Source organism: Streptomyces sp. NPDC055140 (assembly GCF_053607285.1).
Genome location: NZ_JBSGTG010000012.1, coordinates 18078 through 30071, shown reverse-complemented (window position 1 = coordinate 30071; position 11994 = coordinate 18078). Strand labels below are relative to the sequence as shown.

10 protein-coding genes and 1 tRNA gene are annotated in these 11994 nt (G+C 69.8%); 7 read left to right on the top strand and 4 right to left on the bottom strand.

Features of this window, described 5'->3' with window-relative positions:
* The 4 genes from ACWFR4_RS22915 to ACWFR4_RS22900 form a co-directional block, all read right to left on the bottom strand.
* The coding region (locus tag ACWFR4_RS22915) for a galactose oxidase (RefSeq protein WP_453654223.1) at window positions 1–1671 on the bottom strand (1671 nt) is incomplete at its 3' end.
* Window positions 1668–3587 (bottom strand): glycosyltransferase family 2 protein, encoded by a 1920-nt coding sequence (locus ACWFR4_RS22910; RefSeq protein WP_453457079.1) that lies wholly within the window; start codon window positions 3585–3587, stop codon window positions 1668–1670. The genes ACWFR4_RS22915 and ACWFR4_RS22910, both read right to left, overlap by 4 nt.
* Window positions 3588–4004: 417 nt before the next feature.
* Window positions 4005–4691, bottom strand: coding sequence for a FadR/GntR family transcriptional regulator (locus tag ACWFR4_RS22905; protein WP_453457076.1), 687 nt, complete (start codon window positions 4689–4691; stop codon window positions 4005–4007).
* Window positions 4692–4962: 271 nt separating this feature from the next.
* Window positions 4963–5036: transfer RNA gene (locus ACWFR4_RS22900), tRNA-Lys, on the bottom strand.
* Window positions 5037–5222: 186 nt separating this feature from the next.
* Here ACWFR4_RS22900 and ACWFR4_RS22895 point away from each other — a divergent pair.
* The 7 genes from ACWFR4_RS22895 (at window position 5223) to ACWFR4_RS22865 (ending at window position 11975) form a co-directional block, all read left to right on the top strand.
* Window positions 5223–6548: a peptidoglycan-binding protein gene (locus tag ACWFR4_RS22895; protein WP_453654221.1), complete on the top strand. Its 1326-nt coding sequence runs from the start codon at window positions 5223–5225 to the stop codon at window positions 6546–6548.
* A 156-nt stretch (window positions 6549–6704) separates the two neighbouring features.
* Window positions 6705–7925 carry an SPFH domain-containing protein gene (locus ACWFR4_RS22890; RefSeq protein WP_453654219.1) on the top strand — a complete coding sequence of 407 codons (1221 nt, stop codon included), beginning with the start codon at window positions 6705–6707 and terminating at the stop codon, window positions 7923–7925.
* An 11-nt stretch (window positions 7926–7936) separates the two neighbouring features.
* A complete protein-coding gene (locus tag ACWFR4_RS22885) occupies window positions 7937–8569 on the top strand; it encodes a nucleoside/nucleotide kinase family protein (RefSeq protein ID WP_453654217.1) in 633 nt (210 codons plus the stop codon).
* Between the two features lie 89 nt (window positions 8570–8658).
* On the top strand, window positions 8659–9279 hold the full coding sequence (locus tag ACWFR4_RS22880; RefSeq protein WP_453460786.1) for a lytic polysaccharide monooxygenase auxiliary activity family 9 protein: 621 nt from the start codon (window positions 8659–8661) through the stop codon (window positions 9277–9279).
* 118 nt (window positions 9280–9397) lie between these two features.
* A complete protein-coding gene (locus ACWFR4_RS22875; RefSeq protein ID WP_453654398.1) occupies window positions 9398–9817 on the top strand; it encodes a DUF3592 domain-containing protein in 420 nt (139 codons plus the stop codon).
* Between the two features lie 12 nt (window positions 9818–9829).
* On the top strand, window positions 9830–10255 hold the full coding sequence (locus ACWFR4_RS22870; protein WP_453654215.1) for a hypothetical protein: 426 nt from the start codon (window positions 9830–9832) through the stop codon (window positions 10253–10255).
* Window positions 10256–10307: 52 nt separating this feature from the next.
* On the top strand, window positions 10308–11975 hold the full coding sequence (locus tag ACWFR4_RS22865) for a long-chain-fatty-acid--CoA ligase (RefSeq protein WP_453460779.1): 1668 nt from the start codon (window positions 10308–10310) through the stop codon (window positions 11973–11975).
* The last annotated feature ends 19 nt before the right edge of the window (window positions 11976–11994 follow it).

Here is an 11994-nt window from a genome sequence, read left to right as displayed (position 1 = left end):
CGTGCCGCCGCTGAGCGTGGGCCGCGAGTCCTGGTACAGATACGGCGGCGTGTAGATCTCGATGCGCTGCTCGAAGACGCCGGGCTTGGTGTTCGCCTTGTCGGCGTAGAGCGAGTCCGAGCCGAAGAACATCACGCGGCCGTCGGGCAGCAGGATCGAGCCCGAGTGGTAGTTGCGGCCGACGAGCGGGTCGGCGACGCGCTTGAAGGTGTTGGTCCTCACGTCGTACAGCCGCGCCTGGTGGATGTTCGAGTCGCCGCGGCCGCGGTAGTCCTCGGAGCCGCCGGACACCAGGACCGTGTCGTCGGGGAGCGTGGAGGACTGCGGGTAGCGCGTGCCCTTCTCCAGTTCGGGACCGTCGACGAACTTCGGGTCCTTCGCCTTGAGGTCGACGATCCGCGTCCTGCGGCTCGTCTCCTTGGACTCGCCGACCCCGCCGCCGCCGACCACCATGTAGCGCTGGTCCTGCGCGGGCGGCAGCTCCACCGTGCCGGCGGTCTCCATCAGCTTCGGGTCGCTCAGCCCGGGAATCTTCTGGAACTTGTTGGTCGCGAGGTCCCAGATGCCGGGCGTGCGGCCGACGTTGTCGGGCCCGTAGCCCGCGTTGGCGCCCGAGTAGAAGATCTTCCCGTCCTCCATCTGGAAGAGGGCCGGGTACGTCGGGAACTGGCGGATCCCCTTGGTGTACGTCCACTTCTTGGTCTTCGGGTCGTACGTCTCGTTCTTGCCCGGGACGAGCTGGCCGATGTCGTCGAGCCCGGAGACCGAGAGGACCCTGCCGTCCGAGAGCGTGGTCAGCGTCGGGTACCAACGCGCCTCGTTCATCGGGTCGACCTTGATGTACTTCTCGGCGACCGGGTCGAACTCGTAGCTGTCCCTGATCCCCTGGAAGTCCTTCTTGTCCAGGGCGAGCTTTTGCGCGATGCCGTAGACGTTGCGCGCGTCGGCGCCCTTGAGGCCCTGCACGCGGTAGTTGTCCTGCGTGCCCGTCTCGTACTTCGTGCCGCTCTTCTGCGCCTCGACGTAGACCCGGCGGATGCCCGGGTCGTTGCGCAGGAACTTGCCCGTCGTGGGGTCGAAGACCTTCTTCGCCCGCTCGATGGTGATGTTCTCGCTGGTGACGAAGGTCTTGCCGTTCTCCTTGCCGGTGAACCTGGACCCCTTGGGGATCGTCTTCGGCTCGTCAGGGTCCTCGTTGTGGACGATCATCAGGCCGCCGGCCTTGGTGACGTCGCCCTTGAGCTTCTCGTAGCTCTTGGTGCCGCCGGCGATGAGCAGATTGCCGTTGGCCAGCTGCGTGTGGCCCGTGCAGAACAGGTCGCTGGGCGTGGGGATCTTCTTGATCGTCCCCTTCACCGGGTCCCACAGCCGCGTGTCGAACTTCTTCGCGTCGAAGTTGTCCTGGTTGTTCCCGGACCCGGCCACGAGCAGGATCTTGCCCGTGTGCAGCAGGGCGGCGTGGATCGTGTTCTGCCGGTACTCCTTGGGGAACTCGACGATGTCCCACTTGCCGTTCTCGGCCTTGTACTCGGGTCTGTTGATCTTGTACTCGTGGTACTTCGCCGACCCGAACCGGTAGAGCCACGGACCGTTCATCCCGGCAAGCGCTAGCACCACCACCGAGCCGATGGCTATGCGTCGGGCACGGCGGCGGCTGGCACCGTCTTTCATTTCTTACGTCCCCCAAGGGCGATCTGCATGGTCTGGTCCGGCGCGGCCCAACTCGGCTTCTCCTGCGCGGCGTGCGCCGGCGCAGCCGAGTGCTCCCCTTGGTCCGGGGGAGCGGCCGGCGGCTTCGGCTTCTTCCTGTCCTGCCGCATCGTCCACCGCCAGACGAAGATCGGCGAGGCCGTGATGAGCAGCGCGAACGAGGCCCAGGTGAGCATCGCCGGGTGCGCGTGCCCGTACACGAAGGACGCGGTCATGGACGCCGCGAAGACCAGGATGAAGAACAGGTGGATGCGGAACGTGCCGAACAGCGTGTCGGGGCTGGCCGACTCGCCCTTGGGGGTCACCACGAACGTGCTCTTGCGCCGCAGCACGGCGTCCATCAGGGAGCGTGCGTAGATCGGCGCGGACAGCGCCGACATCACCATGCCCGCGATGCCGCCGGAGCCCTCGGGCTCGTGCGGCGACACGTTGTGGCGGCGGTTCCAGATGTAGAGGCCGATCTGCAGCGCGGACGCGTTGCCGTACAGCATCAGCCAGATGGTCGGGTCGATGTTCACGCCGGACGCGCCGAGACCGAGGAACAGGGCACAACTCAGCGCCGCCAGAATCCAGTTCATGGCGGACATCGGGTAGAAGATGACCATCATCGTGTAGTTGAAGAAGCGGCCCGGCGGCAGCGAGAACGGCGCCTTCCAGAACTGCTTGAGGATCGTCTCGTACGTGCCTCGGGACCAGCGCAGCTGCTGCGTGAAGAAGTCGGTCCAGGCGTTCGGGCCCTCACCGACGGCGAGCACGTCGGGCGTGTAGACCGACTTCCATTTCTCGCCCGTGGCCGGGTTCTTGGCGCGGTGGATCTCGAAGCCCGTCGCCATGTCCTCGGTGATCGAGTCGTACAGACCGCCGATCTGCTTGAGGGTCCTGATGCGTACGGCGTTGGAGGTGCCGACGAACATCGGGGCGCCGTAGGCGTTCCCCGCGCGCTGGATCAGCGCGTGGAAGAGGAACTGCTGGGACTCGGCGGCCTTCGTGACGAAGGAGTCGTAGTTGCCGTAGACCTGCGGGCCGATGACGAAGCCGACGTTCTCGTCGCGGAAGAAGCCGAGCATCCGCTCCAGGTAGTTGGGCAGCGGCACATGGTCGGTGTCGACGGAGGCGAAGTAGTCGTAGTCGTCACCGTGCGCGTCCAGCCAGGCGTTGTAGTTGCCATGCTTGGTCTTGGCGCGGTGCGGGCCCTTGGCCTGGTTCCACCTCGCGACGCCCTTGCGGGAGAAGTGGTGCACGCCGAGGCGCTCGCAGACCGCCTTCACCTCGGGGTCGTCGCCCTCGTCGAGGAGCCAGATGTGCAACAGCCCCCGGTGGCGCAGCTTCACGGCCGCCTCCAGGGTCTTCGTCACCATCTCGATCGGCTCCTTGCCGGGCACGAACGAGGTCAGGAACGCGACTCTCGTGCCGGTCTCGGGCACCACCGGGATCGGGTCGCGGGCGACGAGCGTGGCGTGCGCGTTCGACAGCACGTTCATGCAGCGGAAGAACTCGATCAGGCCGATCGACACCAGCATCACGACGTCGAGCGCGGGCAGGAAGTCGTACGCCGGGTAGTCCCGCTCAGTCCAGTGCTCGGGCTGGAGCAGCCAGAAGAGCAGTACGAGAGAGAGGAGCGGCGCGGCGCCCAGCATCAGCGCGGCCCGCAGCCGGTGTGGCTCCTGCGAGAGCAGCGAGCGGTACTGCACCTTGTACGGCTTGCCGGGTTCGGGCTGGGTCAGCGGCCCCGCGAGCCGGCTGTAGTGCTCGTAGTCGTAGCGCGGCAGGGCCTTCTTGATGCGCCGGAAGCCGCCGGTCCGATGCGGCGGCACGCGTAGCTGGGTGGTCTGGGACGGATCGAAGTTCTGCCGGGCGCCTGTCGGCGTCGACGTCATGAGTCATTCCCCCCGCACGCAAGTCACTGCGTGGTCGTCGGTCATCCGTCCGGTTCGGTCCCCCTCGACCTTGCCGGACGTGTCAGTGGCAGGCCACGGTCCCCCGTCTAAGACTGAGACGACGGCCTTCCGGTTGCATGATGCCCCCCTCGGCATCGCTTCATGAACGGGGCCCCCACCCCTGAGTCGAGCGCAACCGGCGCAGGCCGACTGCCGGCCCCAACTGCCGTGTACCGCCTGCCTCATCGGAGCCGATGGCTCCAGGACAGGGTTCTACGCACCTCATCATGATCGCAAGGGCGATACGAAGCGAAACATGCTGTTTACCGGTCATACGTGCGAATTGACACGCCTGTTGGGGCACACGGGGCGCTCAGGCGTCGTTCGCGGGGCGCGCGCCGGGGGCGCTGACGCTGCTTATCGGGGGCGCGCCGGGGTGCTCAGCCGGGTGCGGATGTCGCCGAAGTGCTCCCTTATGGCGCGCTCCGCACGCAGTGGGTCTCCGGAGCGCACCGCGTCGACGATCTCGCGGTGCTGGAGTCCGGTGACCTTCGGGTCGTGCGGGATGGCGACGAGGTCGGTGCGCACCCGGTGGAAGGCGTCCCAGAACGCCTCCATGACCTCACCGAGCAGCGGGTTTCCGAGGCCGCGGTAGAGCGTCGCGTGGAAGGCGCGGTCGGTGCCCGGGCTCACGGCGCCGTCGGTGGCCGCCTCGGCGTCCATGAGGTCGACGAGGGCGTCCAGTTCGGCCAGGTCGGCCTCGGGGACGCGGCCGGCGAGGCGCGCGATGAGGCCGGTCTCGACGGCCTCGCGCAGTTCGAGGAGCTGGAGCAGGCTGTCCTCGCCGCGGTAGTGCCCGGCGACGGTGCGGAACGTGAGCCCCTCGATCATGGGTGCCATGGACATCGGTCCGACGTAGGTGCCGAAGCCGTGCCGGATCTCCACGATGCCCATCGCCTGGAGGGCCTTGAGCGCCTCGCGCACGGAGTTCCGGCTGACGCCGAGGAGCTCCATCAACTCGGGCTCGGTGGGCAGGGAGGCACCGGAGGGAAGCCGCCGGTCGATGATGAGCTTTTTGATCCGCTCCTGGAGGTCGCGCGCCATGGGTCCACGTTATCGGCAGGAGCGGCGGTCGTAGCCCCCCGAGCAGCAGAAAGGGGCTCATCACGCGGGGGCTCGCCAATGGCGAAGGCCCCCCACTTGCGTGGAGGGCTTTCGCTTGTCTGTGCGCCGCCAGGGACTCGAACCCCGGACCCGCTGATGCTGTGTCTTTCCGGGGGGCGACCCCCGGACCCCCAGCCGTCCTCGCTGCGTCGGGACGGGCCGGTAAATAGCGAAGGCCCCCCACTTGCGTGGAGGGCCTTCACCGTGTCTGTGCGCCGCCAGGGACTCGAACCCCGGACCCGCTGATTAAGAGTCAGCTGCTCTAACCAACTGAGCTAGCGGCGCCTGCTGACCTGGAGAACTCTACCCGAATCCCGGGGGTGCTCCGGACCACCACGCCTGTCCGTATCACCCTATTTGTCCGGTAAATACATCATTCGGACCGTCAACATGCGATATCGCCGGAGAGTTGAGAGGCTTCCGTTTGTGCAGATAGTTGGACATTTCATTCTGGAGTGTGAGGGGAATCGCATGAAGGCTCCGGCGTTCGAGGAATTCGATCCTGCGAGCGACTGCGACTGCCCGGGGTGTCTTCACTGGCGGAGTGTCGCCCGGAGCTCCCCGTCGTCGCTGACGATCAGTCTCGGCGGCCACCCCGCCGCTCACGGCGCCCGGCGCGCCCTCGTCCTCGCGGCCGCGGCCGGCACGGTCATCGGTGGCGCGCACACGGTCCCCGCCGTCGCGGCCGACCACGGACCGGCCAGGCCGGGGCTGCCGTCCTCGGACGAGCCGCCGACCCCACAGGGCGGGTCGGGCCCGCTGCACGGGCCGGCGGGCAGCCCGGCCTCGCCCCCGAGGCACGTGACCGGACTGCCGGCCACGACCCGCGCGGCGATCATCAACCGGTCCAAGCTCTGGCTCGCCGCCAAGGTGCCGTACAGCATGGTGAAGTTCTGGAGCGACGGGTACCGGCAGGACTGTTCCGGCTTCGTCTCCATGGCGTGGAACCTCGGCAGCAACGAATGGACCGGGAGTCTCAACAAGTTCGGGACGCGCATCACGCGCGCGCAGCTCCAGCCCGGCGACATGCTGCTCTTCCACAATCCGTCGAACCCTCAGAAGGGCTCGCACGTCGTCCTTTTCGGTGGCTGGACCGACTACACGCACACCTACTACATCGCGTACGAGCAGACGCCGCCCAGGGCCCGCAAGCAGTCCACTCCCTATGCCTACTGGAGCAACTCGTCCCACTATGTGCCCTATCGCTACAAGGGGCTGAAGCAGGAGAAGAAGCTGGCGGTCGGCGGTTCGGCCTCGACGGTGTTCCCGGGCGCCAAGTCGTTCGGTACCGGGGCGGACAACCCGAACGTCACGCGGCTCGGGAAGCTGCTCGTCGACCGGGGTGGCGGGCGGTTCTACGCGATGGGACCCGGGCCGCGCTGGGGTGAGGCCGACCGGCTCGCCACGCAGGCGTTCCAGCGTGCGCAGGGCTGGACGGGCACGAACGCCGACGGCCTGCCCGGGCCCACGACCTGGGCCTATCTGGTCGGCGGCAAGGGCAAGGGCATCCCGCCCATCGCCGGCAGCGCGTCCGGCCCCGGCTCCGCCGCGTCCAAGGTGCCGCCCTATCCCGGGCGCGGCATGTTCCGGCCGGGCGCGAGCAACGCGTACGTCACCCAGCTCGGCAAGCAGCTGGTGAAGAAGGGGTTCGGCAAGAACCACACGAAGAGCCCGGGCCCCCGCTGGGGTGAGGCCGACCGGCGGGGCGTCGAGGCGTTCCAGCGGTCCCAGGGCTGGCGCGGCGGCGCGGCCGACGGCTACCCGGGGCCCGAGACCTGGCGACGGCTCTTCTCGTGAACGCCCACCGGCCGGTCGCCGGTGGGACGTGAACGCCCACCGACCGCACGCGGCCCCGGGAGTGTGCGGCGACTCGCCTCGCCGCACACCCCGACCCCTCCGGCTCTGCCGGGCCGGAGGCCATCGCGGATGTACGGATCCAGTACGGAGGCAAGGATGAGTACGACGACGGAGTGGCCGGAGGGGCCCGAGCTGCCCGCTGAGGCCGACGGTGACGGTGCGCGTGGCGGTCGCGGGGTGTCCGCGGGCGTCCGCGCCGCGGGCTTCGCCGAGCCGGGAACCGAGACGTCCGGCGGGTGGGGCGCCCGGCTGATCCGCGGCGGGGCCACCACGGAGATCCCGGTCCATCTGCTTTCCCGGGACGGGCCCGCCCCTGTCTCGGTGCGGCTGAGGCCGGCCGTCGTCGGGCGCCGGCGGAGCGGCGGCGAGCAGCCGCGCGTCCCGCGCCGGATGCCGCCGCGACCGCCCTCGCGCCCGGCGCCGGTCGTCGACCCGGACCTCGTCGAGCGGCCCGGGCGCACGCTGCCCGGCGCGGTCGGTGTGCTCGGCGGTCTCGCGGGGGCGGTGGGCGGCGCCGCGTCGCTGTGGTGGGGCGGGGTGCTGCCGCACATTACGGCGCTGCCCGTCCCGGCGGGCGCGCAGTTCGGGCCCGTCCAGTGGGCGGCCGTCGCGGGTTCGGGCACGCTCGCCCTGTTCGGGTTCGGCGGTCTCGCGCGCGGCCGGACCGGCAAGGCGTGGGTGCTCACGCTCTTCGGCCGCTACCGTGGAACCGTCCGCCGCACCGGCCTGAGGTGGGTGAACCCCCTGCTCCTGCGCCGCCGTACCGACGTACGCCTGCGGCACTGGCGCAGCGAGGCGATGCCCGCGGTCGACGCGAACGGGGTCGCCCTGCGTGTCGTCATCCTCGTCGTGTGGCACATCAAGGACACCGCGCGCGCCGCGCTCGCCGTGGAGGACCACCAGGAGTATCTGCGCGAGTGCGTGGAGGCGGCGATGGCTCGGGTGTTCTCCCAGCTGCCCGCAGACGCCTTCCACCAGGACGCCCCGACCCTGCGCGACGCGGAGGCAGTCGGCGACGCGCTCACCCGGCAGCTCGCCGCCGACGCGGCGCCCGTCGGCATCGAGGTGTTCTCGGCGCAGCCGACCAGGATCGAGTACGCGCCCGAGGTCGCCGCCGCGATGCGGCGACGCAGGATCGCGGCCCTGGACGCGCAGCACCGGGACAGCGTCCTGACGTCGGTGGTCGACTCGGTCGAGGACACGATGACGCGGCTGACGGCGCGCGGCCTGGTCGAGCTGGACGACTACGAACGCAAGGCGCTGGTCAAGGATCTGACGGTGGCGTTCTGCACCGGCCGGGGCGGCGACGCGTCGTAGAGTCCCCGCCCATGGGGATCTCGAGACTGACGGCCGAAGCCTGGAAGCTCACCGCGTCGGGCCCGCGTGTCCTGCTGGGGATCGCGGGCCCGCCCGGCGCCGGGAAGTCCACGCTCGCGCGGGCCCTGGTCGAGCGGATCGGCGAGCAGGCCGCGTATCTTCCGCTCGACGGATTCCATCTGGCCAACGCCCAGTTGGAGCGCCTCGGGCTGACTGCGCGCAAGGGCTCCGAGCCGAGCTTCGACGTGCGGGGGTACGTGGCGCTGCTGCGCCGGGTCCTCGACGACACTGCCGCGGACATCTACGTACCCGATTACGACCGCACGTTGCACGAGCCCGTCGCCGCCCGGCATCTGGTGCCGCCCGTGGCCCGGCTCGTCGTGACCGAGGGGAACTATCTGGCGTGCGACCTGCCGGGCTGGCGGGAGGCGCGGGAGCTGATGGCGCGGTGCTGGTATGTCGAGGCTCCTTTGGAGGTGCGTCAAGTCCGGCTTGTGGAGCGGAAGTTGGCGGGCGGGCGGGGCGCGGCGGGGGCCCGCGCCTGGGTGGCCGGGAATGACGCGCCCAACGGCGAGCTGGTCGAGACCTCCCGGGGGAGATGCGACCGGATCCTCTCCACTATTGGTATGGACATGTTCAACTGACAGCAATAATCTGGGGTCTGGTCTAGACCTGATTCAACGCTGTGTGCACGGCTCACCGGAACTCCCCCACGTTCTCCAGGAGCGGCAGCATGCGAAAGACGAGACATCATGCGACTCCGTCGCGTGTCTACGCGGCCGTGCTCGGCCTCACCACGGCGGGGGCCTTCGTGCTCTCGTCGGGCGGCGCGAGCAGCCACGGCTACACCGACCTCCCCATCAGCCGGCAGAAACTCTGCGCCGAGGGCACCGTCACCGGATGCGGCAACATCCAGTGGGAACCGCAGAGCGTCGAGGGCCCCAAGGGCTTCCCGGCCGCCGGTCCCGCCGACGGGACGATCTGTTCCGCCAACCACGGCGAGTTCGGCGCGCTCAACGGCGCCAAGGCTCCCGACGGCACCGCCTGGCCGACGACCAAGGTCACCGCGGGTGCGAGCCAGACCTTCCGCTGGCAGTTCACCGCGCGGCACTCCACCACGGACTTCCGCTACTACATCACCAAGAACGGCTGGGACGACAGCAAGCCGCTGACCAGGGCCGACCTGGACACCGCGCCGTTCCTCACCGTGCCGTTCAGCGGCCAGCCCCCGGCTACCCTCTCGCACACCGGCACCCTGCCCTCCGGCAAGAGCGGCCACCACGTGATCCTCGCGGTGTGGACGATCGCGGACACGGCGAACGCGTTCTACGCGTGCTCGGACGTTCAGTTCTGAGCATGGCTTGAGGCTCCCGGGGCCTTCGCGCGGGTACGTTCCGTGCACGCCGTTCCGACCGGGCGGCGTGCACGGAACGTGGTATCGGGGGATGGCCATGCAGGTGTTGTTCTTGATCGTGCCGGTATTCATCGCGTCGGTGGCGCTCTTCATGGCGGTGACGCTGACGCGCCGCTCGATGCAGGTCAGAAGGGCCTGGGCGAGCGGTCTGACCGCAGAGGCCCGCTGTCTGCGCGCGTTCACCTCGACGAGGCGTGACAGCGACGGCCACCGGAGCACCACACAGCACCACGTCTACGAGTTCGTGGCCGGTGACGGACGCCCCGTCAGGTTCGAGGAGGCCAACGGACCCGCGACCACCGTGCAGGGCGATGTAGTGATGGTGTACTACACCGCCGACCGCCCCGACCGTGCCACGGCGCACGCCCCGGCCCCGGTGCGGGCCGCGGCGGGCATGGTGTTCCTGCTGGGCTTCCTCGGTCTCGTCGTCGCCTTCTGCGTATTCTTCGTTGTCGCCGTCGCCGAGATGCCCTTCTGACCCGAGGCCCCCATGGATGCCGTCTTCCACATACTCTTCCCGGTCCTGATCCTCGTCCTGATCTGGGCCGGGTACGCGATCGTCCGCAGAAGCAACGAGCGGCAGGCCGCCTGGCGGAGCGGGCTGACCGCGCGGGCGCGGGTCGTCCGGGCCTATGTGACGGTCCAGGTGGTCAACGACATCGCCCGCCGGATCCAGTGGCACGAGTACGACTTCACCACCGCCGACCGGCGCGCGATCCGGTTCAAGGAGTCCGGTGGGCCGCCGAGCCGGGCCGTCGGTGACGAGGCGGTCGTCCACTACACGGTCCAGCAGCCCGACAAGGCCACCGCGTCGGAGCCGAGTCCCGGCAAGGACGCGTTCGGCATGATCTTCGGCCTCGTCGTCATCGTCGTGACCATCGGCATACTCGTCAACGTCATGATCCGGTACGGCTGAGCCGCCGTCGGGGTCTCCACTTCTGACGGTATGTCAATTATGGTGCCCGGTCATGGGTCCCATGAGGCGTACCGTCGCGGAACTCGTACAGGAGCGATGGGGCGATCACCGCCCCGGACTGTGGTGCGAGGACCAGGTCCTCAGTCATCACGAGGTGGCCGCCGGCGCCGCCGCCCGGGCCGCGCTCCTCGCCGACCTGCTGCCCCGGGGAGCCGATCCGCACCTCGGCGTACTCCTCGACAACACCCCGGAGTTCCCGCTCTGGCTGAGCGCCGCGGCCCTCGCGGGCGCCGCCGTCGCCGGCGTCAACCCGACCCGGCGCGGCCCCGAACTCGCCCGCGACATCCTGCACACCGACTGCCGCGTCCTCGTCACCGAGCGCGCCCATCTGCCGCTGCTCGACGGTCTCCAACTCCCGGGCGTACGCATCCTGGTGACGGACTCCGACGCGTACACCGAACTGCTCGCGCCGTACGAGGGCGCCAAGCCCGATCCCGCCCGCGCCACCCCCGAAACCCGCATGCTGCTGTACTTCACCTCCGGCTCCACGGGTGCGCCCAAGGCCGCGATCTGCTCACAGGGGCGCCTTGCGGCCGCCGGACAGTCCCTCGTCGGCCAGTTCGGAGTGCGCCGCGACGACGTCCACTACATCTGCATGCCGCTCTTCCACGGCAATGCGGTGATCGCCGACTGGGCGCCGGCCGTCGCGGCGGGCGCGGGCGTCGCGCTGCGACGCCGGTTCTCGGCCTCGCGCTTCCTGGACGACGTACGGGCGTACGGAGCCACGTACTTCACGTATGTCGGGCGGGCCGTGCAGTACATCCTGGCCACCGACGAGCGGCCCGACGACCGGGACAACCCGCTGCGGGTCGGCTTCGGCACGGAGGCGGGGGCGGTGGACGCGGCGCGGTTCGCCGAACGGTTCGGGGTGCGGCTCGTCGAGGGGTACGGGTCCTCCGAGGGCGGCGCCGCCATACAGCGCTCGGCGGGGACACCGGCCGGAGCGATTGGCCGGGCGACGCCGGGGGACGACCTGGCCGTCGTCGACGCGGCCACCCGGCGGGAGTGCCCGCCCGCGGACTTCGACCCGGACGGGCGGCTCCTCAACGGCGCGGTCGCGATAGGGGAGTTGGTCAACCGCGGCCGTACGCCCTTCGAGGGGTACTGGCGCAACGAGGACGCATACGGACAGCGGGTGCGGAACGGCTGGTACTGGACGGGGGATCTCTTCTACCGCGACCGCGAGGGGTTCCTGTACTTCGCGGGCCGCACCGACGACCGGCTGCGGGTCGACAGCGAGAACCTGGCTCCCGCGATGATCGAGAACATCCTCGCCCGGTACGAACACGCCGCCGCCGTCGCCGTGTACGGGGTGCCGGACCCGGTGGCCGGCGACCAGGTGATGGCGACGCTCGCCCTGCGTGAGACGGACACGGCCGGCCCCTTCGACCCGCTCGCCTTCGCCGAATTCCTGCTGTCCCAGGCCGACCTGGGGACGAAGATGGCGCCGCGCTACGTCCGGCTCGTGGAGCGGATGCCCGTCACCGCGACGAACAAGGTGCACCGGGTGGGGCTGCGCCGCGAGGGGTTCCGGTGTGCGGACCCCGTGTGGTGGCGGCCACCGGGGGAGAGCGGGTACCGGCGCCTCACCGATACCGACGTCGTGGCGCTCACGGCGGAGTACGCGGCGCACGGGCGGTCGGAACTGCTGGACCGGTGAGCCGGGCGCGCTCGTGGGG